This is a genomic window from Paraburkholderia sp. GAS448, from assembly GCF_050435685.1.
Lineage (GTDB): Bacteria > Pseudomonadota > Gammaproteobacteria > Burkholderiales > Burkholderiaceae > Paraburkholderia.
In genome coordinates this window covers 39402-64565 of sequence record NZ_JBNDKT010000037.1, presented here as the reverse complement: position 1 = coordinate 64565, position 25164 = coordinate 39402, and the positions used below count along the sequence as shown (strand labels likewise).

At 63.4% G+C, this 25164-nt stretch carries 17 protein-coding genes; 10 read left to right on the top strand and 7 right to left on the bottom strand.

Annotated elements, in window-relative coordinates; translation table 11 throughout:
* Nucleotides 1-111: 111 nt before the first annotated feature.
* From P3T23_RS38770 to P3T23_RS38755, 4 genes are read left to right on the top strand one after another with little or no spacing between them, the layout of a single operon-like run.
* Nucleotides 112-1779 carry an efflux transporter outer membrane subunit gene (locus tag P3T23_RS38770; RefSeq protein ID WP_429321338.1) on the top strand — a complete coding sequence of 556 codons (1668 nt, stop codon included), beginning with the start codon at nucleotides 112-114 and terminating at the stop codon, nucleotides 1777-1779.
* Between the two features lie 14 nt (nucleotides 1780-1793).
* Nucleotides 1794-4004: an FUSC family protein gene (locus tag P3T23_RS38765; RefSeq protein ID WP_429321337.1), complete on the top strand. Its 2211-nt coding sequence runs from the start codon at nucleotides 1794-1796 to the stop codon at nucleotides 4002-4004.
* Complete coding sequence (locus P3T23_RS38760; RefSeq protein WP_133662401.1) at nucleotides 3994-4194, top strand: DUF1656 domain-containing protein; 201 nt, start codon at nucleotides 3994-3996, stop codon at nucleotides 4192-4194. Before P3T23_RS38765 ends, P3T23_RS38760 begins: the two co-directional genes overlap by 11 nt.
* 13 nt (nucleotides 4195-4207) lie before the next feature.
* Nucleotides 4208-5068: an efflux RND transporter periplasmic adaptor subunit gene (locus P3T23_RS38755; protein ID WP_429321336.1), complete on the top strand. Its 861-nt coding sequence runs from the start codon at nucleotides 4208-4210 to the stop codon at nucleotides 5066-5068.
* A 966-nt stretch (nucleotides 5069-6034) separates the two neighbouring features.
* Here P3T23_RS38755 and P3T23_RS38750 read toward each other — a convergent pair.
* On the bottom strand, nucleotides 6035-7693 hold the full coding sequence (locus tag P3T23_RS38750) for a methyl-accepting chemotaxis protein (RefSeq protein WP_429321335.1): 1659 nt from the start codon (nucleotides 7691-7693) through the stop codon (nucleotides 6035-6037).
* A 449-nt stretch (nucleotides 7694-8142) separates the two neighbouring features.
* On the opposite strand from P3T23_RS38750, the gene P3T23_RS38745 reads away from it, so the two are divergent.
* Nucleotides 8143-9402 (top strand): MFS transporter, encoded by a 1260-nt coding sequence (locus tag P3T23_RS38745; RefSeq protein WP_429321334.1) that lies wholly within the window; start codon nucleotides 8143-8145, stop codon nucleotides 9400-9402.
* 316 nt (nucleotides 9403-9718) lie between these two features.
* Nucleotides 9719-11623, top strand: a complete 1905-nt coding sequence (locus tag P3T23_RS38740) for a propionate--CoA ligase (protein WP_429321333.1) — start codon at nucleotides 9719-9721, stop codon at nucleotides 11621-11623.
* Nucleotides 11624-11672: 49 nt separating this feature from the next.
* Here P3T23_RS38740 and P3T23_RS38735 read toward each other — a convergent pair whose 3' ends face one another.
* Nucleotides 11673-12458, bottom strand: coding sequence for a 5'-methylthioadenosine/adenosylhomocysteine nucleosidase (locus P3T23_RS38735; protein ID WP_429321332.1), 786 nt, complete (start codon nucleotides 12456-12458; stop codon nucleotides 11673-11675).
* A complete protein-coding gene (locus P3T23_RS38730; RefSeq protein WP_429321331.1) occupies nucleotides 12455-14812 on the bottom strand; it encodes a UvrD-helicase domain-containing protein in 2358 nt (785 codons plus the stop codon). Before P3T23_RS38730 ends, P3T23_RS38735 begins: the two co-directional genes overlap by 4 nt.
* A gap of 236 nt (nucleotides 14813-15048) precedes the next feature.
* Here P3T23_RS38730 and P3T23_RS38725 point away from each other — a divergent pair, with 236 nt between their 5' ends.
* Together P3T23_RS38725 and galU are read left to right on the top strand one after the other, a co-directional pair.
* Nucleotides 15049-17916, top strand: coding sequence for a valine--tRNA ligase (locus P3T23_RS38725; protein WP_429321330.1), 2868 nt, complete (start codon nucleotides 15049-15051; stop codon nucleotides 17914-17916).
* Nucleotides 17917-17984: 68 nt separating this feature from the next.
* The gene (gene galU, locus P3T23_RS38720) at nucleotides 17985-18866 is read left to right on the top strand and encodes a UTP--glucose-1-phosphate uridylyltransferase GalU (RefSeq protein WP_429321329.1); all 882 of its coding nucleotides are present in this window, start codon (nucleotides 17985-17987) and stop codon (nucleotides 18864-18866) included.
* A gap of 256 nt (nucleotides 18867-19122) precedes the next feature.
* On the opposite strand, the gene P3T23_RS38715 is transcribed toward galU, so the two are convergent.
* The 4 genes from P3T23_RS38715 to P3T23_RS38700 form a co-directional block, all read right to left on the bottom strand.
* Nucleotides 19123-19350 carry a sulfurtransferase TusA family protein gene (locus tag P3T23_RS38715; RefSeq protein ID WP_133664118.1) on the bottom strand — a complete coding sequence of 76 codons (228 nt, stop codon included), beginning with the start codon at nucleotides 19348-19350 and terminating at the stop codon, nucleotides 19123-19125.
* Between the two features lie 110 nt (nucleotides 19351-19460).
* Nucleotides 19461-20489 (bottom strand): Gfo/Idh/MocA family oxidoreductase, encoded by a 1029-nt coding sequence (locus P3T23_RS38710; RefSeq protein WP_429321328.1) that lies wholly within the window; start codon nucleotides 20487-20489, stop codon nucleotides 19461-19463.
* Between the two features lie 70 nt (nucleotides 20490-20559).
* A complete protein-coding gene (gene iolG / locus P3T23_RS38705) occupies nucleotides 20560-21582 on the bottom strand; it encodes an inositol 2-dehydrogenase (RefSeq protein ID WP_429321327.1) in 1023 nt (340 codons plus the stop codon).
* Entirely contained in the window at nucleotides 21575-22456 is an 882-nt protein-coding gene (locus tag P3T23_RS38700) for a MurR/RpiR family transcriptional regulator (RefSeq protein ID WP_429321326.1), read from the bottom strand. Before P3T23_RS38700 ends, iolG begins: the two co-directional genes overlap by 8 nt.
* Nucleotides 22457-22706: 250 nt before the next feature.
* On the opposite strand from P3T23_RS38700, the gene P3T23_RS38695 reads away from it, so the two are divergent.
* The gene (locus P3T23_RS38695) at nucleotides 22707-23753 is read left to right on the top strand and encodes a sugar ABC transporter substrate-binding protein (RefSeq protein ID WP_429321325.1); all 1047 of its coding nucleotides are present in this window, start codon (nucleotides 22707-22709) and stop codon (nucleotides 23751-23753) included.
* A 209-nt stretch (nucleotides 23754-23962) separates the two neighbouring features.
* Complete coding sequence (locus P3T23_RS38690; protein ID WP_429321324.1) at nucleotides 23963-25153, top strand: ABC transporter permease; 1191 nt, start codon at nucleotides 23963-23965, stop codon at nucleotides 25151-25153.
* Nucleotides 25154-25164 lie beyond the last annotated feature (11 nt).

Below are 25164 nucleotides of genomic sequence, written 5' to 3'. Positions count from 1 at the left end.
GGCAATTATCTCAAAGTCCGTAAGAATGCGTTGCATCCTTACTGGTTATTCAGTAATCGCTCAAAAAATATAATGGCGCACAGTGTTCTATAGCCAATCAGGGAGCAAATCGTGCAGTCTCCGGTAAAGAAAGGGGTCGTCGCGCTTGCGGTTCTTACGATCTCATTAACAATAGCCGGCTGCGCCAATACCGGAGGCATCGCGCCGGAATCCCGGGGGCTCGACCCGTCCGCGCTTGACGCCGGTGCGGCGATCCGCGCGGCCAACGCCGACGCGAAGTGGCCCGCTGCCGAGTGGTGGCGCGCCTATAACGATCCGCAGCTCGACGCGTGGATCGCCGCCGCGCAGGCCGGCAATCCGACTCTTGCGGTGGCCCGGGCGCGCGTGCGCGAAGCCCAGTCGATGGCTGGCGTGGCCGCGTCGGCGCTCTCGCCCCAGGTGAAGGGCGATCTGTCGCTGCAACGCCAGCACTGGCCCGACAACGTGTATTACGGCCCGGGCCCGCTCGCCGACGCGACCACCTGGAACAACACCGGCACGATTGGCCTTTCTTACAACCTCGATCTGTGGGGCCGCGACAAGAACAACGCCGAACGCGCGCTCGACGTCGCCCATGCGACGGCCGCCGACGCGCGCGCCGCGCAGCTCGAACTCGAAGCGAATGTCGTGCGCGCCTACGTGCAGATGTCGATGAACTACGCGCTGCTCGACATCGCGAAGTCGACGCTCGAGCAACAGCACAAGATCCTCGACCTCGCGCAGCGGCGTCTGAAAGGCGGCCTCGGCACGCAGCTCGAAGTGAGCCAGGCGGAAACGCCGCTGCCCGAATACGAACGGCAGATCGACGCAATCGAGGAATCGATCGCGCTGGATCGCAACCAGCTGGCCGCGCTGGCCGGCAAGGGGCCGGGTGCAGGCGAGTCGATCACGCGGCCGACGCTGTCGCTGTCGGCTCCGGCCGGTCTGCCGTCGGCGCTGCCGGCCGAGCTGATCGGCCACCGGCCCGACATCGTCGCGGCCCGCTGGACCGTCGCCGCGCAGGCGCGCGGCATCGACGTGGCGAAAGCCGACTTCTATCCGAACATCAACCTGTTGATGTCCCTCGGCGGCTTCGCGGCGGCGGGCCCGATGTTCCAGTTCCTGCATGCGGCGAACGGCGGCTGGACCGCGGGTCCGGCGCTGTCGCTGCCGATCTTCGACGGCGGCCGGCTGCGCTCGCAGTTCGGTGCGGCGTCGGCCGGCTACGATCAGGCGGTGGAGCGCTATAACCAGACGATCATCGGCGCGCTGAAGGATATTTCCGACCAGGTGGTGCGCACGCGCTCGCTCGAAACCCAGGCGCAGGATGCCCAGCGCTCCGTCGATGTGGCGCGCAAGAACTATGAACTGTCCGCGGAAGGATACCGGCGCGGCCTCACCGACTATCTGAATGTGCTGATCGCGCAGACCCAGTATCTGCATGCCCAGGAAGGCGTCGCGCGAATCGAGGCCGAGCGGCTTGGCGTGCAGGCGTCGCTCGTGACGGCGCTGGGTGGCGGCGTCATCGAGCCGGCCGATGGTCCGACCGACAAGGAGGTTCTGCCAGCGCACGGGCGTGGCAAGGCGGCAACGGGCCCCAACGCAGCGTCAGAGGCCTCTGCAACGGTCACTGACGCGAGCGGTATGGCTCGCGGTACTGCAGGCTCGGCAGCAGGCGCTGCCGGCACGCCCACCGCGTTGTCCACGTCCACGTCCACATCCATCGCTACCGCGCCGGCTGGCGTGGCGGCGCAGAAGTAAGCGCGGAGCCGGCCATGTCCGCGTCCCCCTCCTCCGCCCCGCGTCTGCAGACGTCGTTCGCCAGCTTCTATGAGGCGGCCGCCGGATGGGCCCGCACCGACGGCCGCACATGGATCTACATGTTCAAGGCGATCGCGGCCGCACTGCTTGCGCTTTTCGTCGCGATGAAGCTCGATCTGCCGCAGCCGCGCACCGCGATGACGACCGTGTTCGTCGTCATGCAGCCGCAAAGCGGGATGGTGCTCGCCAAGAGCTTCTACCGAATCTGCGGCACGCTGATCGGTCTGGTGGTCATGCTCGCGCTGCTCGGGCTGTTCTCGCAACAGCCCGAGCTGTTCATGATCTCGACCGCGCTGTGGGTCGGCATCTGCACGGCCGGCGCCGCGCGCAACCGCAATTTCCGCTCGTACGGCTTCGTGCTGGCAGGCTACACGGCAGCGCTGATCGGCATCCCGGCGTCGCAGCATCCGGACGGCGCGTTCCTGTCCGCGCTCACGCGGGTGGCCGAGGTCTCGCTCGGCATCATCTGCTCCGGCGCGGTTAGCGCGCTGGTGTTTCCGGAGCATGCGGGCGAGCAGATGCGCTCCACCGTGCGCGCGCGCTTCAGCGCGTTCGTCGAATACGTGTCGGCTTCGCTGTCGGGCCACGTGCCGCGCGAGCAGATCGACGCAACCAATGCGCGCTTTGTCGCGGACATCGTCGGCTTCGAGACGACCCGCAGCGTCGCGGTCTTCGAGACGCCCTTCTCGCGGATGAGAAGCGGCCGCCTGTCGCGTCTGAACAGCGAGTTCATGACCGCGTCGACGCGTTTTCATGCCTTGCATCAACTGATGAACCGGCTTCACGAAGGCGGCGCGAGCGTAACGGTCGCCGCACTGGAGCCGTATTTCAGGGAGATCGCGCCGCTGCTCGCGAAGTCGAGCGCGGGTGAACCCGTCTTGAGCGCCGCCGACGCCACGCACGCCGCCGCGCAACTCGAAACGTACAGGGCCGGGTTGCCGGGGCGTGTACGTGAAACGCGCGCCGGGCTCGAACTGCAACCGGATGCGCCTCTGCTCGACTTCGACACCGCCGCCGAACTGCTGTATCGCTTCGTCGACGATCTGCACGCGTACGCCGCGACCTATGCCTCGCTCGCCGTCGACACGCACGAGCGTGAACGCTGGATCGAGCGCTACGAGCCAAAGACGAATCCGATCGCGGCGGGCGTTGCCGGTCTGCGCGCGACCATCGTGATGCTGGTGGTCGGCGCGTTCTGGATCGCCACGGCGTGGCCGAGCGGCTCGACGCTGGCGCTCAATGCCGCAACGGTCTGCGCGCTGGCGTCATCGTCGCCCTATCCGATGCGCACCGCGTTCCAGATGGCAGGCGGTACCGTGCTGGCTTCGCTCGCCGGCATGATCGTGACGTTCGGCATCTATCCGCACATCACCGGCTTTCCGCTGCTTGCCCTCGCGCTCACGCCGGCCCTGCTGATCGGCGTGTTCATGACGACGCGGCCGAAGCTCGCCGGCTATGGCATGGGTTACTGCATCTTCTTCAGCTTTCTGGCGGGCCCCGACAATCTGATCGTCTACGATCCCACCAGCTTCATGAACGATGCACTGGCGTTGACCCTGGCGCTGCTGGTGGGGTCCATTGCGTTTGCCGTGCTGCTGCCGCCGTCGACGCCATGGCTGCGCAACCGCCTCTTCAACGATCTGCGGCGCCAGGTCGTGCTGACGTGCCACGGACGTCTGTCGCGGCTGCGCTCGCGCTTCGAGAGCGGCGCACGCGATCTGACGTTCCAGATCAACGCGCTTGCAGAGGGCGAGCCGGCATTGAAGCTCAACACGCTGCGCTGGCTGTTTGCGGTGCTCGAAGTGGGCAACGCGGTGATCGATCTGCGCAAGGAGATTGCGACGCTGCCCGCCGACGCACGCTATGCGGACTCGATGCCGTGGCGTGTCGCGATCCGCAGGATGCGCGATACGCTCGCGAAACTGTTCCACAAGCCGGATGCGGATCGCCATGTCGCCGCGCTGGCCGCGACGGCCGACGCCATTGCCGCGACGCAACAGGTGCTTGCCACGTTCACGCCGCCGCGCGAGGAACGTCACCAGTTGCAACGCATCCTGAGTCATCTGCATTTCATTCGCACCGCGCTGCTCGATCCGCAATCGCCGCTGGAAGAACTGGTTGGCGCACGGCGTGACGCGCGTGAAGGAGACCACCATGCCACGTGAAATCGCTGTCCTTGACGCGTACGTGCCGGCCATTGTGCTGCTGTTCATTGCCGGTGCCGCCGTGACCTGGGTGCTGGACCGTGTGATCGCCTGGACCGGGCTGTATCGCGTCGTCTGGCACCCTTCCCTATTCAGGGCGAGCCTGCTCGTCTGTGTGTGCGGCGTGCTTGGGCTCGCCGTTTATCGTTGATCAGAGTCGAATCATGACCATCCGGAAAATTATTGGCTTCGTCGCGACCCTCGCTATTTTTGGCGTCGCGATCCTGACTGGCCGTGCGCTGTGGGTGCACTACATGGACGAACCCTGGACGCGCGATGGGCGCGTGCGTGCGGACGTCATCAACATTGCGCCTGATGTGTCGGGTGCGGTGGTTGAACTGCCGGTGCACGACAACCAGCTCGTGAAGAAAGGCGATCTGTTGATGCAGATCGATCCATCGCATTACCAGATTGCGGTCGAGCAGGCCCAGGCAGCGGTTGCGGCACGCAAGGCCGAGTTGCAGATGCGCCGCGACGACGCGCAGCGGCGTGCGGATATGGACAGCCTGGTGGTGTCGAAGGAAAGCCGCGAGAACGCGACGCACACCGCCAGCGCTGCTGAAGCGCAGTATCAGCAGGCGCTCGCCGCGCTGGATGCAGCGAAGCTGAATCTCGAGCGCACGCGGGTGGTGGCGCCTGCCGACGGCTATGTGACGAACCTGCAGGTTTTCCGCGGCGACTACGCGAATGCCGGTGCGCCCAAAATGGCTATCGTCGATAGCCATTCGTTCTGGGTATATGGGTATTTCGAGGAAACCAAGTTGCCGCGTGTGCGGATCGGCGACAAGGCCGAAATGCGGTTGATGAGCGGTGGGGTTCTGCACGGGCACGTCGAGAGCATTTCTCGCGGCATTTATGACCGCGATAATCCGCAAAGCCGTGAGCTGCTCGCTGATGTGAATCCTACTTTCAACTGGGTAAGGTTGGCGCAGCGGGTGCCCGTGCGGGTGCATATTGATCAGGTGCCTGATGGGCTCGTGCTTTCTGCTGGGACTACCTGTACGGTTGTTGTTACGCCTGGTTGATGCTTTTTTTTGATCTGGGGTTGGTGCGTTTCCTTGTTTTGCTTCTGGTTTATTAGCGTCGCCCCTGTGCGGGGCGGCACCTACTTTTCTTTGTCTTCCAAAGAAAAGTAGGCAAAAGAAAGGCGCTTCGAAAACTCACCTCTTCAGGGTGTGTCGCTAACGGGGAATGGCAACCCATGAAGTGTCGACCTCGCAGAAGAGACGGCATCGGTCCGACGCCAGACCGTCCCTCGCACAGTACAGCCTGTGACAAAGGGCTCATTCATCCCACTCCGCACAATGTGCGTCGCGGACCGGCTTGCGTCGCGGGGCCACCATGCTCGGCAAGCGCCCCCGACACGCCCCTGGCATCCATACCTCCGTCAGCCTCGGTCAACCAGCTTGGCCGGCGCATTCGATTTGCGCGGGCTCCACACGAAATCATCGCAAACGTTCCACAAGCCTAGTCGCTCTGCGGCTATCTCATGTCCTATCCGCCCGATCGTCGAACTCACAAGAACGGCATCGCAAACGCCGATGTTTGCGCTTGAGCTTGAGCTTGAGCTTGAGCTTGAGCTTGAAGCTTGAGCTTGAGCTTGAGCTTGAGCCTAAGGCTAAGCCTAAGCCTAAGCCTAAGCCTAAGCCACGCAATGATATGCAGAAGGTGCTGTGCCGGACGGCGACGCGCGTAGCGCGGAGTCGGAGGGATGAGCCCTTTGTCACAATCGGTACTGTGCGAGGGACGGTCTGGCGTCGGACCGATGTCGCATCCTCTGCGAGGGCGACACTTCATGGGGTGCCATTCCCCGTCATTCACACACCGGGAAGGGACAAGTCTTCGGCGCCTTTCTTTTGCCTACTTTTCTTTGGCAAGACAAAGAAAAGTAGGTGCCGCCCCGCACAGGGGCGACGCCAATAAACCAGAAGCAAAACAAGGAAAGGCACCAACCCCAGCCAGACAGGCAAAACAACAACAAAACAAAAAAATCAGAACCCCAATCTAAACTTCCCAACCATCCCCTTAAGCGCCTTAGCCTGATCATCAAGCGACTGCGCTGCGGCAGTAGCCTGCTCCACCAGAGCAGCATTCTGCTGCGTCCCCGCATCCATCTGCGTGACAGCAAGATTGATCTCTTCGATCCCGGAACTCTGCTCGGCGGACGCCGCAGAAATCTCCCCCATGATGTCCGTCACACGTTTGACCGCCTTCACGACTTCATCCATGGTCTGCCCGGCATCCTGAGCAAGCGTCGATCCATTGCTAACCCGTTCGACGGAAGCATTGATCAGCGTCTTGATCTCCTTTGCCGCCGCAGCGCTGCGCCCGGCAAGATTGCGCACTTCGCCCGCCACCACCGAGAAGCCGCGCCCGTCCTCACCAGCACGCGCAGCCTCGACGGCAGCGTTCAGCGCAAGAATGTTCGTCTGGAATGCGATCCCCTCGATCACGCCGATGATGTCGCCAATGCTGCGCGCACTCTCGTTGATCTTGCCCATCGTCGCCACGACGCGACCGACCACCTCGCCGCCCTTCTCCGCAATCTCCGATGCGTTGTGGGCCAGCGCGCTCGCCTGCTTCGCGTTATCGGCGTTCTGGCGCACCGTCGACGTCAACTGCTCCATGCTGCTCGCAGTGCGCTCGAGCGCGACCGCCTGCTGCTCGGTGCGCTGCGACAGGTCGAGATTGCCCATCGAAATCTCGCTGGACGCCGCGGCAATCGCCTCGGCGCTCGCCGCAATATCGGCAACCGTCGTCGACAAATCCTTCTGCATGTCGCGCAGCGCGAACAGCATGCTCGACGTATCCTTTCGCCCGATCGAAATCTCATTGGACAGATCGCCCGCCGCGATGCGGCTCGCAATCTCTTTCGCGTACACCGGCTCGCCGCCCAGTTGCCGCGACAGGCGCCGCACCACCCATTCACTGACGAAGAACGCGAGAACCATCAAGCCGGCCGTCATCACGGCCATCATCACGAACGACGAGTGATAGATGAAGGCGGAGGCCTCGATGGTCGCCTTCGCCGCGGTCCCGCGCTGCGCGACGAGTTCGTCGACCAGTTTCTCGAGCTTGCCTGTTTCGACCAGCAGCGAAACGTCCTGCGTGCCGACCTGCCAGTTCATCTGCGACAGATCCAGCGGCTGCGCCTTCACCAGCTTGACGAACTCGCGCAGATTGCCGCTCCACGCCGCGACCGCCGCAGCGAACTTCTTCTGTTGGGCCACCGCCGCACTGTCGGAGCCGTCGGCATACTGCTGCAGCGTGTTCATCTGGGTGCCGATCGCCGTGAGCCCCGCCTCGATGTCGTTACCGAGGTCGTCGCGCTCCTTCGCGGTCGTGGCGGTCAGCAGCATCTTCTGGGCGCGACTTGCGCGCAGGACGTACCCACGCGCTTCCTCGACCGCACGGCTCGCAACATGGCCCTGGTCGTAGATCGACTGGGTCGACTCGTTCAGGCGGCTGATCTGCGTCAGCGAAAATACCCCGATCGCCATCGTGCCGATCAACAACAGCGCAAACGCCAGACGCAGCGTTGCCTTCACCGACAGGCCCTTGAGCCGGCCTGCCGGCACACGCGATTGCGACACTGCGCCCTCCGGAACGAACCCCGCGTCCGGGCGCTTGCCCAGCGTTGCTGCTTTCATTTTTCTGCCCCCACATTTAGAACCGAACTGCCGGAAAGGTCTGTCCCGGCATTACCGCCTGTCTTTCCCGGTCAACGGCACTACGCCGTCAATCTTTAATCTCGCGCGCGCGGCGCAGTCCCGGGCCCCGTGACGCGCCGCTTCGTGGGCCACGCGCCTGCGAGTCGGTTTATACACGTCCAAAAAACCATTCAGAAGCATTTCAGACCACCCAAACCCAGTATCCGGGACAATCCCAATGCACCGGAATGATGCAAATATGGCATGCCGCGATGTCCGATTCGCGACAAAACTTGGCGGGACAATTACTCCAAGCCACACTAAACTCCCTGAACTAACAAATAAGCCCGGCGAATAAAGTGCAAAGGCTGCGTTCCGGTGTCGCAGCCGGTGTTGCAGCCCATTCCAGCCGGTCCGCTCGACAATTTCTCCCAGCCCTTTTCAACCTTATGGAAACGAGCCTCAACAAAAGCGCCATCGCCACCGCTGGCGCAACCAGCGCCGCGGCCACGCCGGCCGCCGCCGCGGGCAAAGTCCAGCGCACGGTGTACTCCGTGCTGGGTGCAATCAGCTTCTCGCACCTGCTCAACGACATGATCCAGTCGTTGATCCTCGCCATTTATCCGATGCTGAAGGACAACTTCTCGCTGTCGTTCGGCCAGATTGGCCTCATCACGCTGGTCTACCAGATCACGGCATCCCTGCTGCAACCGCTCGTCGGCATCTATACGGACAGGCATCCGAAGCCGTATTCGCTGCCGGTCGGCATGGGCTTCACGCTGTCCGGACTGGTGCTGATGTCAGTTGCGCCGAACTTCGGCGTGCTGCTGGTCGCGGCGGCGCTGGTGGGCTGCGGCTCGTCGGTGTTTCACCCGGAATCGTCGCGGGTCGCGCGAATGGCGTCCGGCGGCCGGCACGGTTTCGCGCAGTCGCTGTTTCAGGTCGGCGGCAATGCGGGCTCGTCGCTCGGGCCGCTGCTCGCGGCACTGATCGTCATTCCGCATGGCCAGCGCAGCATTGCGTGGTTCTCGGTAGCGGCGCTCGTGGCAATCGTCGTACTCACGCAGATCGGCCGCTGGTACAAACAGCATCCGGCAACGAAGAAGGCGCGCGGTGCACAGGCCGGACATCCGACGCTCCCGCGCAGCAAGGTGATGCTTGCAATGAGCGTGCTCGTGCTGCTGGTGTTCTCGAAGTACTTCTATCTCGCGAGCATCAACAGCTACTTCACGTTCTATCTGATCGACAAGTTCCACCTGCCGGTTCAGGCCGCGCAGATCCACCTATTCGTGTTCCTTGCGGCCGTTGCCGCGGGCACGATGATCGGCGGCCCGATCGGCGACAGGATCGGCCGCAAGTATGTGATCTGGGTGTCGATCCTCGGCGTCGCGCCGTTCACGCTGCTGCTGCCCTACGCCAACCTGTTCTGGACCGGCGTGCTGACCGTGGTGATCGGTATCGTGCTGGCGTCGGCGTTCTCGGCCATCCTCGTGTATGCGCAGGAACTGATTCCCGGCAAGTTGGGAATGGTTTCAGGGCTCTTCTTCGGCTTCGCGTTTGGCCTGGGGGGCGTCGGTGCGGCGGTGCTCGGGCAACTGGCCGACGCAACGAGCATTGCATTCGTCTACAAGGTCTGCTCGTTCCTGCCGCTGATCGGCGTGCTGACCGTGTTCCTGCCGAACGTGGAAGGCAGGAAGGCCAAAACTTGAACGTCCCGCGCCTCACGTAAGAGGCAAACGGAAACGGAGAAAGGCGCTGCGTTGCGGCGCCTTTTTTTCGTGGGTCGCCGGACTGCGCACGTCCGCGCCGCTCTCTGCGCCTCGTGCCCGCCTGTTCCCCACTCCGATCCGTACGTGTGCCGCCCGTCCTCGCGCACACGCCAGCGTCATGGTGAACCCGCGTTGTTCGACCGTACCGCGGTGCTCTATCCTGTGCGCACGCGCTGCACCTGCCGCCCGCTTCGCACGCCCGCGCGTGGTTCGCTTGCTGTTCTCCGCTCAACGCATGACAGAAGGACCGCCGCCGATGACCCGCTACCGCGATTTCCACCGCCGCTCGATTGAAGACCCCGAATCGTTCTGGGCGAACGAAGCGCAACGCATCCACTGGGAAACGCCGTTCGAGCGCGTGCTCGACCGCTCGAACCCGCCGTTCGCACGCTGGTTCACAGGCGGCCGGACGAACCTGTGTCACAACGCGGTCGACCGGCATCTCATCGAGCGCGCTCAACAGAACGCGCTCATCTACGTCTCGACGGAAACCGGCATCGAGCGGCGCTACACCTACGCCGAGCTGTACGCGGAAATCAACCGGATGGCCGCCGTCATGCGCTCGCTTGGCGTGAAGCGCGGCGACCGCGTGCTGATCTATCTGCCGATGATTGCCGAAGCCGTGTTTGCGGTGCTCGCCTGCGCGCGGCTCGGCGCGATTCACTCGGTCGTGTTCGGCGGGTTCGCAGCGTTCAACCTCGCGGCCCGCATCGATGACGCGAAACCCGCGTTGATCGTCACTGCCGACGCCGGCGCGCGCGGCGGAAAAGTGATCGACTACACGCCGCTCGTCGACGAAGCGCTTGCACGCGCCACCCACAAGCCGCCGCATGTCCTGCTGATCGACCGGCAACTGGCGCCCCAGCGGCTCTCCGCCAGCTACCTGGTCGCCTACGAGCCGCTGCGGGAACAATATTTCGATGCCCACGTGCCGTGCGAATGGCTCGAGTCGAACGAGCCGTCCTACGTGCTCTACACGTCCGGCACGACCGGCCGGCCGAAAGGCGTACAGCGCGACGTCGGCGGCTATGCGGTCGCGCTGGCGGCGTCGATGGAATATATCTTCGAAGGCCGCGCCGGCGACACGATGTTCACGGCGTCGGACATCGGCTGGGTGGTCGGGCACAGCTACATCATCTACGCGCCGCTGATCGCGGGCCTGACGACGGTCATGTACGAAGGCACGCCGATCCGTCCGGATGGCGGCATCTGGTGGCGCCTCGTCGAGCAGTACCGCATCAACCTGATGTTCACCGCGCCGACCGCGCTGCGCGTGCTGAAGAAGCAGGATCCGGCGCTGATGAAGAAGTCCGACCTGTCGAGCCTGCGCACCCTGTTTCTGGCCGGCGAGCCGCTCGACGAGCCGACCGCTTCATGGATTTCGGACGCGCTCGGCAAGCCGGTCGTCGACAACTTCTGGCAGACCGAAACCGGCTGGCCGATCCTTGCGATCCAGCGCGGCATTGAAGCATTGCCCCCCAAACTCGGCTCGCCAGGGGTGCCGTGTTACGGCTACGACCTGTCGATACGCAACGAACTCACCGGCGAGCAATGTGCGCCCGGCGAAAAGGGCGTGATCACGCTTGGCTATCCGCTGCCGCCGGGATGCATGTCGACGGTCTGGGGCGACGACGCACGCTTCGTGAAAACGTACTGGTCGAGCCTGCCGGGTCAGCAGCTTTACTCGACATTCGACTGGGGCGTGCAGGACGACGATGGCTACGTGACGATCCTCGGCCGCACCGACGACGTGATCAACGTCGCCGGCCACCGGCTGGGCACGCGCGAAATCGAGGAAGCATTGTCGAGCCATGCTGCCGTGGCGGAGGTGGCGGTGGTGGGTGTCGCGGATCCGCTCAAGGGGCAGGTGGCGCTCGCGTTCGTCGTGTTGCGCGACCCGGACCGGTATGCAAAGGCTGAGGCGCGAGGCAAGCTCGAAGCGGATCTGGCAGGCACCGTGGACCGGCAACTCGGCGCGATTGCTCGGCCTGCGCGCGTGCACGTAGTGTCGATGCTGCCGAAGACGCGTTCGGGCAAGCTGCTGCGTCGTGCGATTGCGGCGCTGGCCGAGGGCCGCGACCCGGGCGATCTGCCGACGATCGAAGATCCCGCCGCGCTCGCGCAGTTGCGCGCGGCGCTGGATCAGGCGGGGGGCGGTTAGCGAGCCAGCCACGCCGACCGGCTCACCCACCGGCGTGACGTTCACTCCATCAAACCCGCGCCCGCAGAAACCGCGAAAGGATGCCGTTCGAGTACGTGCCGGCGATATCCGTCAGGAACGTTGCGAACGAGGTCGGCGCGTGGGCGTTGGCGGTATCGGAAACCGTGCGCACGATCGCGCACGGCACTCCATATTCGAAACACACCTGCGCAATCGCCGCGCCTTCCATTTCGACCGCAAGCGCATCTGGCAGCGCGTCACGCAGCGCCTCGACGGCCGCGGCACTCGCGACAAACTGGTCGCCACTGATCACGAGCCCGCGATGCACCCGCGGCATCGCCGTCGCAAAGCGCGCTGCAAGCGTGACACCCTCTTCCGTGACGAAGCGCTCACACGCATCGGCAAGCTGCGCCGACAACGACTGATCGGCAACAAAGCGCGTCACACCCAGTAGCGGCACTTCGAAGCGCGGGAAAAGCGGCGACGCGTCGAGGTCGTGCTGCATCAACGCATCGGCGACGACGATATCGCCGATCCGCACGTCGCGCCCGACACCGCCGGCAACCCCGGTGAACACGACTGCTTCGACGTCGAATGCGTGAATCAACGCGCTGACCGTCGCCGCCGCGGCGACCTTGCCGACCCGCGCAAGTGTCACCACGCATGGCGTGCCATGCACCGTGCCAACGTGATAGTCACGACGGCCATGCGTGACCGTGCGCACACCTGACTCCGCACGCATCGCCTCGACCAGATCGCCCAGTTCCTGCGGCAATGCCGCCAGCACACCCAGCACGCGACGGCCCGCGACACCCATTTCGACAGGCGCGCTCATTCGACAGCCTGCAGCTTGGCCACCGCGAGCGCCAGCCACTTCTCGCCGTGCCGCTTGAACTTGACCTGCGCCTTCGCATCGCCGCCGCTCCCTTCGAGGGCGGTAATCGTACCTTCACCAAACTTCGTGTGGAACACCTGCTGACCGATGCGGAAGCCGGTTTCCGCCGCACGCTGCTCGTTCGCAAAGGCCGGCAGCGGCGCGGATGTTGCCGCCCCGCCATAGCCCTGCTGACGGTCCGGGCGCGCGAACCAGTCGCGCCCGTAGCCGGCATTGTCCGAACGGCCGCCCCAACGCGCCCCTGCCTCGACCTTCGGTGTGAGCCACTTCAACGTTTCCTGCGGCAGTTCGTCGAAAAAGCGCGAGCGGATGTTGTAGCGCGTCTGGCCGTGCAGCATGCGGCTCTGCGCGAACGACAGATAGAGCCGTTCCTTGGCCCGGGTGATGGCGACATAAGCGAGGCGCCGCTCCTCCTCCAGACCATCCGTTTCCATCGCGCTGTTCTCGTGCGGGAAGAGGCCCTCCTCGAGACCGGTGATGAACACGGCCGTGAATTCGAGTCCCTTCGCCGCATGCACCGTCATCAGCTGAACGGCTTCCTGGCCGGCCTGCGCCTGGTTGTCGCCGGCTTCGAGCGATGCGTGCGACAGGAAGCCCGCCAGCGGCGTCATCGTGTCGGGGTTTTGCGCGGGGTCGGTGGGCGACACCGCATCGAGCACCACGGTGTTCGGATCGTCGGTGGCGGCAACCAGCTCTGGCGCGGCAGTCGCACCCGGACGCAAGGGGATCGAACGCGCAGGCGTGTCGAGACCGTAGCCTTCTTCGCTGACAAACGCCGCCGCCGCGTTGACCAGTTCCTGCAGATTTTCGAGCCGGTCCTGACCTTCGCGCTCGTTCTGGTAGAACTCGGCGAGACCACTCACGCGAACCACGTACTCGACCGTTTCCGGCAGGCTCATCTGCTGCGTTTCCGCGCGCATCTTCGCGATCAGGTTCGCAAAGCTGCCGAGGCTCGAGCCGGCCTTGCCGGTGACATACGGAATGGCCGCAGCCATCGACACGTTGTAGAGCCGGGCCGAATCCGCCAGCTGTTCGATCGACCGCGCGCCGATTCCGCGCGTCGGAAAATTGACGACGCGCGCGAACGCGGTGTCGTCGTTCGGGTTGTCGATCAGGCGCAGGTAGGCGAGCGCATGCTTCACTTCCTGCCGCTCGAAAAAGCGCAGGCCGCCATACACGCGATAGGGAATGCCCACGTTCACGAGCGTATGTTCGATCGTGCGCGACTGCGCGTTGCTCCGGTACAGCACGGCGATTTCGCTGCGCGACAGGCCGGTGTTGATCAGCGCCTTGATCTCTTCGACGATCCAGCCCGCCTCCTGGGTATCGGTGGCGGCCTCGTAGACGCGCACGGGTTCGCCATGGCCCGCGTCGGTGCGCAGGTTCTTGCCGAGACGCCGCGAGTTGTTCGCAATCAGCTGATTCGCCGCATCCAGGATGTGGCCGTGCGAACGGTAGTTCTGCTCCAGCTTGATGAGGTGCCGCACGTTGAATTCGTGCTCGAAGTCGCGCATGTTGCCGACGTTCGCGCCCCGGAAGGCATAGATCGACTGGTCGTCGTCGCCGACGGCGAAGATCGAATTCGTCTGGCCGGCGAGAAGCTTGAGCCACGCGTACTGGAGCTTGTTGGTGTCCTGAAACTCGTCGACGAGGATGTGCCTGAAACGCGCCTGATAGTGCGCGCGCAGCGGCGGATTGTGCGCGAGCAATTCGTAACAGCGCAGCAGCAGCTCCGGAAAATCCACCACGCCTTCGCGCTGGCACTGCTGGTCGTACGCTTCGTACAGTTCGACGAATTTCCGGTTGAAATTGTCGGTCGCATCGACGTCTTTCGGACGCAGCCCCTGCTCTTTCGCGTTGTTGATGAAGTACTGCAGGTTCTTCGCCGGATATTTCTCGTCGTCGATGTTAAGGCCCTTCATCAGACGCTTGATTGCCGAGAGCTGGTCGGCCGTGTCGAGAATCTGGAAAGTGGCCGGCAGCCCGGCATCGCGGTGATGCGCGCGCAGCATCCGGTTGCACAGGCCGTGAAACGTGCCGATCCACATCCCGCGCGTGTCGATGGGCAAGAGCGCCGACAGGCGCGACATCATCTCGCGGGCGGCCTTGTTCGTGAACGTGACGGCGAGGATCGTCACCGGCGAGGCGAAGCCGTGCTGGATCAGCCACGCGATCCGTGTGATGAGGACGCGCGTTTTGCCACTACCGGCGCCTGCCAGAATGAGTGCCGGCTCGTTCGGTAACGTGACGGCAGCGTGTTGTTCGGGGTTCAGGTTCGCGAGCAGATCGGGCATGTGAGATGGGGAAAACAGCGGGTCGTGCAGCCTTATGGCGGGTCGTCCGACATTATAAGTCCCGGCGCTGAATGTGCCGGCAAGCGCTGGCCGAACGGCCGATGCAGAGGCCGCATCCCTCGTGCCGCCCCTGGCCGCATGGCCAACCGTCGGGGCTGCGCGCCGCCTGGCCGCCGCCAGCCTTTATAATTGGGACATTCCCGCCTTTTCACGAATTTTTCAGCAGACTTCCAACAATGAGCGACAGCACGCTGGCCAAGAGTTTCGAGCCCGATACCATCGAGAGCTACTGGGGTCCCGAGTGGGAAAAACGCGGCTATGCCGCGCCGACCATGGCTCCCGAGCGCGAGGATTTCTCGATCCAACTGCCGCCGCCGAACGTCACGGGCACGCTGCACATGGGCCACGCGTTCAACCAGACCATCATGGACGGCCTCACGCGCTATCACCGCATGCTTGGCGAAAATACGCTGTGGCTGCCGGGCACCGATCACGCGGGGATCGCCACACAGATCGTCGTCGAACGGCAGCTGGATGCGCAGAAAATCTCGCGCCACGACCTCGGCCGCGAGAAGTTCGTCGAGCGCGTGTGGGAATGGAAGCAGGAGTCCGGCTCGAGCATCACGAAGCAGGTGCGGCGGCTCGGCGCATCGGTCGACTGGTCGCGCGAGTACTTTACGATGGACGACAGGATGTCGGCCGCCGTGCGCGATGTTTTCGTCCGCCTGTATGAACAGGGTCTGATCTATCGCGGCAAGCGCCTCGTCAACTGGGACCCGGTGCTGCTCACCGCCGTGTCCGATCTGGAAGTCGTCAGCGAGGAAGAAAACGGCCACCTGTGGCATATCCATTACCCGCTGGCCGACGGCTCGGGCCACCTGACCGTCGCCACGACGCGTCCCGAGACGATGCTGGGCGACGTCGCGGCCATGGTCCACCCGGAGGACGAACGCTACGCGCACCTGATCGGCAAGACCGTCAAGCTGCCGCTGGCCGACCGCGAAATTCCGATCATCGCCGACGACTACGTCGACCGCGAATTCGGCACGGGCGTGGTGAAAGTGACACCCGCGCACGATTTCAACGACTACCAGGTCGGCCAGCGCCACAAGCTGCCGCAGATCGAAATCCTCACGCTGGACGCGAAGATCAACGACAACGCGCCCGAAAAGTATCGCGGCATGGACCGCTTCGAGGCCCGCAAGCATGTCGTGGCCGATCTGGAAGCGCTGGGCCTGCTCGAGTCGGTGAAGCCACACAAGCTGATGGTGCCGCGTGGCGACCGCACCGGTGTCGTCATCGAGCCGATGCTGACCGATCAGTGGTTCGTCGCGATGAGCAAGCCTGCGCCCGAAGGCACGTTCAATCCGGGCAAGTCGATTGCGCAAACGGCGCTCGATGTCGTGCGCAGCGGCGAAATCAGGTTCGTTCCGGAAAACTGGACCACCACGTATTACCAGTGGCTCGAAAACATCCAGGACTGGTGTATCTCGCGCCAGCTGTGGTGGGGCCATCAGATTCCCGCCTGGTATGGCGAGAACGGCGAAATCTTCGTGGCGAAGACCGAAGAAGAAGCGAAGGCACGGGCGGTCGCGAGAGGCTACACCGGCCAGCTCAAGCGCGACGAAGACGTGCTCGACACGTGGTTCTCGTCGGCGCTCGTGCCCTTCTCGTCGCTGGGATGGCCCAACGAGACCGAAGAACTGAAGCATTTCCTGCCTTCGTCCGTGCTGGTGACGGGCTTCGACATCATCTTCTTCTGGGTCGCGCGCATGGTCATGATGACCACGCACTTCACCGGCAAGGTGCCATTTGACACCGTGTACGTGCACGGGCTCGTGCGCGATCACGAGGGTCAGAAGATGTCGAAAAGCAAGGGCAACACGCTCGACCCGATCGATATCGTCGACGGCATCGATCTCGATGCGCTGGTCGCGAAGCGCACCACCGGCCTGATGAATCCGAAGCAGGCCGCCAGTATCGAAAAGAAGACGCGCAAGGAATTCCCCGAAGGCATTCCGGCGTTCGGCACCGACGCGCTGCGATTCACGATGGCCTCGTTGGCGACGCTCGGGCGCAATGTCAACTTCGACCTCGCGCGCTGCGAGGGGTATCGCAACTTCTGCAACAAGCTGTGGAACGCCACGCGCTTCGTGCTGATGAACTGCGAAGGCCACGACTGCGGCTTCGGCAAGCCGGAAGAATGCTCAACAAGCCCATGTGGCCCGGGCGCTTACCTCGATTTCTCGCAGGCGGACCGCTGGATCGTGTCGCACCTGCAGCGCGTCGAAGCCGAAGTCGCAAAAGGCTTCGCCGACTACCGTTTCGACAATGTGGCGAACGCCATATACAAATTCGTGTGGGACGAATACTGTGACTGGTATCTCGAACTCGCGAAGGTCCAGATCCAGACGGGTACGCCGGAGCAGCAGCGTGCCACGCGCCGCACCCTGTTACGTGTGCTGGAAACCGTGCTGCGCCTGGCGCACCCGGTGATTCCGTTCATCACCGAAGCGCTCTGGCAGAAGGTGGCGCCGCTCGCGGCAAGCTATCCGGAAGGCAAGGCGGAAGGCGAAGCCTCGCTCATGGTGCAGCGCTACCCGGTGGCCGAGCCGAAAAAGATCGACGAAGCCGCCGAGCAGTGGGTAGCCGACCTGAAGGCCGTGATCGATGCGGCGCGGAACCTGCGCGGCGAGATGAACCTGTCGCCGGCAACGAAAGTGCCGCTGCTGGCAACCGGCAATGCCGAGCGTCTGCGAACGTTCGCGCCTTATGCCCAGGCGCTGGCCCGTCTGTCAGAGGTCCAGATCATCGCCGACGAAGCAACGCTCGATGCGCAGGCAGCTGGCGCGCCGATTGCTATCGTTGGTCATGACAAGCTGGTGCTGAAGGTCGAGATCGATGTCGCCGCCGAACGGGAGCGTCTGTCGAAAGAGATCGCACGATTGACGGCTGAAGTGTCGAAATGTAACGCCAAGCTGCAGAATGAGAGTTTTGTTGCAAAAGCCCCGCCTGCGGTCGTTGGGCAGGAGCAGAAAAGGCTGGCAGAATACGAGACCACCATCGGCAAGCTGACCGCGCAACTCGCGCGTCTGCCCGCCTGAAACCGCGCCATGTGTTCGATAACTGGCCATAGACGCACGCGCCGTAACCAGAGGATCAGGGTAATCACATGCTAAAAGTTACAAAAGCAGTCTTTCCGGTAGCAGGTCTGGGTACCCGGTTCCTCCCCGCCACCAAGGCGAGCCCGAAGGAGATGCTGCCCATCGTCGACAAGCCGCTGATCCAGTACGCAGTGGAAGAGGCGATGGCGGCCGGCATCACGGAAATGATCTTCGTCACCGGTCGCAGCAAGCGCGCGATCGAAGATCACTTCGACAAGTCGTATGAGATCGAGGCGGAACTCGAGGCGCGCGGCAAGACCAAGTTGCTGGAACTCGTGCGCAGCATCAAGCCGAGCCATGTCGACTGCTTCTATGTGCGTCAGCCGGAAGCACTCGGTCTGGGCCATGCGGTGCTGTGCGCGGAGAAGCTGGTCGGCGACAACCCGTTTGCCGTCATCCTTGCGGACGACCTGCTGTACGGCAAGCCACCAGTCATGCAGCAGATGATCGAGGTGTTCGACCACTATCACAGCTCGGTGATCGGCGTCGAAGAGATCCCGCACGAAGAGACAAAGTCTTACGGCATCGTCGAAGGCAAGGAGTGGGAGGATTCGATCATCAAGATGTCGGGCATCGTCGAAAAGCCGGCGCCCGAAGTCGCGCCGTCTAATCTCGGCGTGGTGGGACGTTATGTGCTGAAGCCGCGCATCTTCGACCATATTCGCGCGATCAAGCCGGGCGCGGGCGGCGAGTTGCAGTTGACGGATGCGATCCAGTCACTGCTCGCCGACGAGCAGGTGCTCGCGTACAAGTATCACGGCACGCGTTTCGATTGCGGCAGCAAGCTCGGGTATCTGAAGGCGACGGTGGAGTTTGCGCTGCGTCACCCGGAAGTGGCCGCTGATTTCGAAGAATATCTGCGCACGCGCTCGCCGGTGCTCGCGGGTTGATCGCAACGTATCGGCATCGGCTACTCCAGCAGTAGCTGGCGCAAGGCGCTGTGCGAACCGCTCGATGCGGACACAGCGCCTTTCTTTTTTGCTGGACGCTCTGGCACCAGCCGGCACCAGCCAGGCATCAACCGGGCAAGGCCGACGCACGCCTCTCCTGCTCAACCCTGCCGATCCCCCTCTATCCGGCACTGCACTGGTCAAGCCCGGGACTATCACACCGCCAGCGAGCCAGATGCATGGCGCGGACGGCGCGCTACCGCCGCCGCATCAAGAACACGAAGGTCTTGTCCTGCGTCGAAACTTCGACGATTTCATTGCCGGTCTGTTTGGCGAACGCTGCGAAATCGCGTTGCGAGCCCGGATCGGTGGCGAGCACCTTCAGAATCTGGCCGCTTTCCATATCGGCAAGCGCCTTCTTGGCGCGCAGGATGGGCAACGGGCAGTTCAGCCCGCGCGCATCGACTTCCTTGTGAACCTGGATCTGCATCGGGTATCGACCTTCGGGTGGCGGCGTCAGCAAGACGCCATGAGAGCGTCAAATTCTACCGCAGCCACCCCGGATACGCTCTGCCCGCGTACACACCGCCCGCCTCACAGAAGCACAGGTTGCCCGCTCGCGAGCGACGCCCGCATGGCGCTGCCGATACGCGTCGCTTCAAGTGCATCCGCGAGACTCGCGCCCGCCTGCGCGCCGCCCTGCACAGCCGCCACGAACGCCTGCGCCTCGCACAGAAAGGCGTCTTCGAAACGCTCAAAGAAAGTCGGTGTACATTCGGTGCGCACGCCGCCGGCATCGGCGATCTCGACACGGTTCAGCCTCGGAATGCGCCCGATCGCGAGCGAGCCTGCCGTGCCGATCACCTCGCTGCCGGTGTCGTTGCCATGTGCCATCGTCCGCGACGCGTAGAACATCGCCAGTTGTCCGCCTTCGAATTCGCAGATCGCGACGCCGTTGTCGACATCGCCGAATTCGCGCAACCCTTCGTGCAGCGCGATCGTGCCGCTTGCGAATACGCGCGTTGCGCGTGGATTGCCGAGCAGCCAGCGCGCGACATCGATATCGTGCACGCTGCAATCCAGAAAAATCCCGCCCGACGTGGGCGCGAAGCGCACGAAGAAACCCTCGGGATCATTCTTGTCGCAGGTCTGCGAGCGAACCATGAACGGCCGGCCGATGCCGCCTGCCTCGATACGCTCGAATGCATCGCGGTAGCTCGGATCGAAGCGTCGCATGAAGCCGATGGTCACACGCAGATGCGGATAGCGCGCCGCCTCTTCCAGCACGCGTTCGCATTCCGCGACGTCGAGCGACAACGGCTTCTCGCAAAACACATGCTTGCCCGCGCGCAGCGCATCGACGATCTGTTGCGCGTGAAGCGCCGACGGCGTCACAAGCCACACCGCATCGACGTCGCGATCGTCGAGCAGCGCGGCATAGTCGCGAAAGAGCCGTGGCGCAGGCAGCGCGCCGCGTGCCCATTCGAGCTCATCTTCGAGCGGACTGCATGCGGCTGCAAGCGATGCGCCCGGCACGCGCCAGGCCAGATTCTGTGCGTGCCGTTTGCCGAGCCGGCCAAGGCCGACCACACCCACCCGCACGTTCGATACCGTTGTCGTCATCAGGATGTCTCCTTACCTGTTGCCTGGTTGCCCTGTGCACCCGCTGGGCCGTCCCAGCCGGCGCAGCCATTCATTCGCCGATCTTGACCGCGCGACCTTCACGCCATGAGCGTGTCGCGGCTTCGGCCAGTTCGAGCGCCTTCAGGCCGTCGGCGACCGTCGTACGCACCGGCTTGCCGTTCGTCACGGCGTCGAAGAAATGCGCGATCTCCAGCGCGTAGGCTGTGCGATAACGCTCGAGGAAGAACGCCTCGGGGACGTCGCTCGAAACGGCGCTCTTCGAGTAGGCGACGACTTCGGTCGGACGCACATTGCCCGCCTGCAGCATGCCGTCGCTGCCCAGCACCTCGAAGCGCTGGTCGTAGCCATAGGCCGCTCGACGGGCCGTATTGATCTGGCACAGCCGGCCGCGTCGGGTGCGGATCGTGACAGCCGTCGAATCGATATCGCCCGCATCGGCAATCGCCGGATCGGAGAGACAACTGCCGGTCGCGTGCAACGTATCGGCTTCGTCGTCGAGTATCCAGCGGAAGATATCGAAATCGTGGATCAGCATGTCCTTGAAGATACCGCCCGAATGCCTGATGTACTCGACGGGCGGCGCCCCCGGATCGCGGCTCGTCACCACGAGCATTTCCGGCGTGCCGATTTCGCCCGCGTCGATGCGCGCTTTCACTGCGGAAAAAGTCGGATCGAAGCGTCGCTGAAAGCCGATCATGCAGACGACACCCGCCTTCTCCACCGCCGTCGCGCACGCCCGCGCACGTTCGAGCGTGAGATCGACCGGTTTTTCGCAAAACACATGCTTCTTCTGCGCGGCCGATTGCAGGATCAGATCGGCGTGCGTATCAGTGCTCGAACAGATCACCGTCGCGCCGATCGACGGGTCGCCCATCGCAGCGTCGACATCCGCGACCTGCGCGCCGTGCATTCCGGCAAGCGCCGCTGCCGCCTCGCGGTTCACGTCGATCACGTACTTGAGCCGCACGCCCGGCTGCCGCGCGAGATTCGCCGCATGAATCCGGCCGATCCGGCCCGCGCCGAACACCGCAACTTCGATCATCGTGTCGCCTGTCTTTACCGCATCAGTCATCGTAGCCTCCAATATCCTTCGATTCTTCGACGTTTAGCTCAAGCTTGTACGCGAGCGCGATGAACAGCGCCTGGCACAGGCAGATGGTGCTCGTGAGCGAACGGAACGCGAACGCGCTCCCTTCCTTCACATAAAGTTGCGCGCTCGCGTAACGGAGCAGCGGCGAAAGCTGGCTGTCGGTGATGACGAGCGTCTTCGCCTGGTGGTGATGCGCAATGCGCAGGCAATACTGCGTTTCCTTCCCGTACGGCGCGAAACTGATCGCAATCACGACATCGCCCTTCTTCACGCTGCGAATCTGTTCGCGATACATGCCCCCGAACCCCGACACGAGATGCACGCGCTTTGGCGTATGCTGCAACGCGTACACGATGTAGCTCGCCACCGGAAACGACCGGCGCACGCCGACCACGTAGATGTTCTCGGCCTGCTGGAGCATCTTCACGGCGGCTTCGAACTGAGTGTCGTCGAGACTTTGTTCGAGTTCATCGAGCCCGCCGCGACACGCCGCCACAAACTCGCGTGCCACCGCGCCGCCCGACAGCGCACCCGGCTTTTCGTCGATCAGCTTGCGGATGCGCTGTTGATAGCTGGGGGACGACGTGCCCTGCCCCGTATAAGCCTGCCTGAACACCGCCTGCAGATCGGAGAAACCCGAAAAGCCGAAACGCTGCGCGAAACGCACCACCGCCGACGGATGCACGCCGCAACTCGCGGCAATATCGCTGGTGCGATCGACCATCACGCTCGATCGATGCTGCTCGAGATACGTCGCCACACTCTTCAGCTGCCGGGGCAGCGATTCGTAGTTTTCCGCGATGCGCTGCATCAATTCTTCGACGCTGGGCAGCTCTTCCGTGTTGTCTTCCGCCATGGGTATTCCTTTGTGCATTTTCCGCGCTGCATCAAGGGTTTGGAACCGCCCTGAACACTGCGTCGACGCTGCCGATTATAGGCAGGCAAACGAACAAATGGAACGTATTTTCTATTTTTCTCAATGTTGAAATTTTCATTGCACACGCCCTGAAGATGTCCTAATCTTGGTCGTGAGCGGCGGTGTGCTGTGCCAAGACGGCAGACCTCACGCTCCCTTTAATAACGACAGACCGAGAAAGGTGGAGACAATGAGACTTTGCAAGGGCAAGGCTTCGCTCAGGATTCTGGTTGCGGCACTCGCGCTGGCCGCCGGCTTTGGGGCGGCATCGTCCGCGCAGGCGGCGGATGGGCACTTCGTGCTGGTCAGTCACGCGCCGGATTCTGACTCGTGGTGGAACACCATCAAGAACGCGATCAAGCAGGCCGACGAGGACTTCAACGTCGAGACCGACTATCGCAACCCGCCGAACGGCGACATCGCCGACATGGCCCGCCTGATCGAACAGGCCGCGGCACGCAACTACGACGGCGTGGTCGTGACGATCGCCGACTTCGACGTGCTGAAAAGCTCGATCGGCAAGGTGACAGCCAAGAAGATTCCGCTCGTCACGATCAACTCCGGCACGGAAGAACAGAGTGCCCAGCTCGGCGCGATCATGCACGTCGGCCAGCCTGAATACGCGGCCGGCAAGGCGGCGGGTGAAAAGGCGAAAGCAGCGGGCATCAAGTCGTTCCTGTGCGTCAACCACTATGCAACCAACCCGGCCTCGTTCGAACGCTGCCGCGGCTTTGCGGATGCGATCGGCGTCAACTTCAAGAACTCGACGCTCGATACCGGCCAGGACCCGACCGGTGTCCAGTCGAAAGTGAGTGCGTTCCTGCGCAATCACCCGAACACCCAGGCCGTGCTGACGCTCGGGCCGCTGTCAGCCGATCCGACGATCAAGGCGCTGCAACAGATGGGCCTCGCCGGCAAGATCTGGTTCGCCACGTTCGACTTCGACGATGACATCGCCAAGGGCATCCAGGACGGCACGATCCAGTTCGCCATCGACCAGCAGCCGTATTTGCAGGGTTATATCCCGGTCGCGGTGCTGGCCATCGTGAAGAAGGAGCACACCACCGACCCGGCGAAGATTCGCCAGATCCTCCAGGCCAATCCGAAGTTCAAGGAGCGCCTCGCCACCTACGGGCTGGAACCCTCCTATGGACCGCGCAATATCGGTTCGGGCCCTGGCTTCATTACAAAGGCCAACGTCGACAAGGTGCTGAAGTACGCCGGTCAGTACCGCTGAGGAACGCATCGTGCAGGAACGCCGCGCGCGGCCCCCCCCCCCGTCGCGGCAGACATCAGGAAAGCGGGTTCCGGCCGGCGGCAGCTGGTCTGGCCGGCACTCGCCCTTTCGCAACGATCCCGATGCATTCACGTGCATCGAACGGGCTTTAAGCGCCGTACGGGCCCCCGCCACACCGGGTGCTTAACGGTGTACCAAGGAGAGCGTCAATGGGCGTAGCCAATCTTTTCCACGCCAATCCCCGCAAGCATCCCCCGACCGACCCGCAGGATCCGTCAAATGCGAACGCGACTTCCGCGGCGCCTGCCGGAGCAACCGATGAGCGGGTTCGCAAGGAATCGTGGTTCCGGCATCTGCTGAACCGGCCTGAATTTGCAGCGCTGGCCGGCACGGTGATGGTGTTCCTCGTGTTCGGCCTGTCGGCCGGAAACTCGGGGATGTTCAACCTCGATGGCGTGATGAACTGGTCGCAGGTCGCCGCCTATCTGGGACTGATCTCGGTTGGCGCATGTCTCCTGATGATCGCTGGCGAATTCGATCTGTCGATCGGTTCGATGATCGGCTTCTCCGGAATGATGGTCGCGCTGCCGACGATGTATTTCCATTGGCCGATCGCCCTTGCCATCCTGTTCGCCTTCGTCGGTTCGATGCTGCTTGGCGCGCTCAACGGCTATCTGGTGATGCGCACGCGCCTGCCGTCGTTCATCGTGACGCTGGCCTTCCTGTTCATTCTGCGCGGGCTTACGCTGGCGCTGTCGGTCATGTTCGCCGATCGCACGATCATCTCGGGTGTCGGCGACGTCGCCAGGCAGGACTGGTTCGCGCACACGTTTTTCCAGGGCGTTGCATTCAAGGGCTTCTTCCTGTGGCTCGGCCATATTGGTCTTGTGAAGATGCTGGACACCGGCGTGCCGCTCGTTCCGGGCATTCCGAAAGTGCTGCTGTGGTGGCTCGCGCTTGCCATCGTCTGTGCTTTCGTGCTGGCGAGAACGCGCTTTGGCAACTGGATCTTCGCGGTGGGCGGCGACGCCAACGCCGCCAAGAACGTCGGCGTGCCGGTGCGGCGCGTCAAGATTTCGCTCTTCGTGCTGACCGCGTTCTGCGCGTGCCTGTATTCCGTGCTGCAGGTGTGCGACATCGGTTCAGCGGCCGCCGACCGCGGTCTGCAGGCCGAATTCGAAGCGATCATCGCCGCGGTGATCGGCGGCACGCTGCTGACGGGCGGCTACGGTTCGGTGGTCGGCGCCAGCTTCGGCGCACTGATCTTCGGCGTCGTGCAGATCGGCATCACCTACACGAATATCGATTCCGACTGGTTCCGCGTGTTCCTTGGCGTGATGCTGCTGTTCGCCGTGCTCTTTAACCACTACGTGCGCAGCCGCGTGTCGGCGTCCCGCTAGACAAGGAGTTG

Excerpts from the sequence above, each read along its gene's own strand:
- P3T23_RS38710 (WP_429321328.1), bottom strand. The coding sequence starts at position 20,489 with ATGACGACAACGGTATCGAACGTGCGGGTGGGTGTGGTCGGCCTTGGC.
- P3T23_RS38695 (WP_429321325.1), top strand. The coding sequence starts at position 22,707 with ATGAGACTTTGCAAGGGCAAGGCTTCGCTCAGGATTCTGGTTGCGGCA.
- P3T23_RS38765 (WP_429321337.1), top strand. The coding sequence starts at position 1,794 with ATGTCCGCGTCCCCCTCCTCCGCCCCGCGTCTGCAGACGTCGTTCGCC.
- iolG (WP_429321327.1), bottom strand. The coding sequence starts at position 21,582 with ATGACTGATGCGGTAAAGACAGGCGACACGATGATCGAAGTTGCGGTG.
- P3T23_RS38755 (WP_429321336.1), top strand. The coding sequence starts at position 4,208 with ATGACCATCCGGAAAATTATTGGCTTCGTCGCGACCCTCGCTATTTTT.
- P3T23_RS38735 (WP_429321332.1), bottom strand. The coding sequence starts at position 12,458 with ATGAGCGCGCCTGTCGAAATGGGTGTCGCGGGCCGTCGCGTGCTGGGT.
- P3T23_RS38760 (WP_133662401.1), top strand. The coding sequence starts at position 3,994 with ATGCCACGTGAAATCGCTGTCCTTGACGCGTACGTGCCGGCCATTGTG.
- P3T23_RS38730 (WP_429321331.1), bottom strand. The coding sequence starts at position 14,812 with ATGCCCGATCTGCTCGCGAACCTGAACCCCGAACAACACGCTGCCGTC.
- P3T23_RS38690 (WP_429321324.1), top strand. The coding sequence starts at position 23,963 with ATGGGCGTAGCCAATCTTTTCCACGCCAATCCCCGCAAGCATCCCCCG.
- P3T23_RS38725 (WP_429321330.1), top strand. The coding sequence starts at position 15,049 with ATGAGCGACAGCACGCTGGCCAAGAGTTTCGAGCCCGATACCATCGAG.
- P3T23_RS38740 (WP_429321333.1), top strand. The coding sequence starts at position 9,719 with ATGACCCGCTACCGCGATTTCCACCGCCGCTCGATTGAAGACCCCGAA.
- P3T23_RS38750 (WP_429321335.1), bottom strand. The coding sequence starts at position 7,693 with ATGAAAGCAGCAACGCTGGGCAAGCGCCCGGACGCGGGGTTCGTTCCG.
- P3T23_RS38700 (WP_429321326.1), bottom strand. The coding sequence starts at position 22,456 with ATGGCGGAAGACAACACGGAAGAGCTGCCCAGCGTCGAAGAATTGATG.
- galU (WP_429321329.1), top strand. The coding sequence starts at position 17,985 with ATGCTAAAAGTTACAAAAGCAGTCTTTCCGGTAGCAGGTCTGGGTACC.
- P3T23_RS38745 (WP_429321334.1), top strand. The coding sequence starts at position 8,143 with ATGGAAACGAGCCTCAACAAAAGCGCCATCGCCACCGCTGGCGCAACC.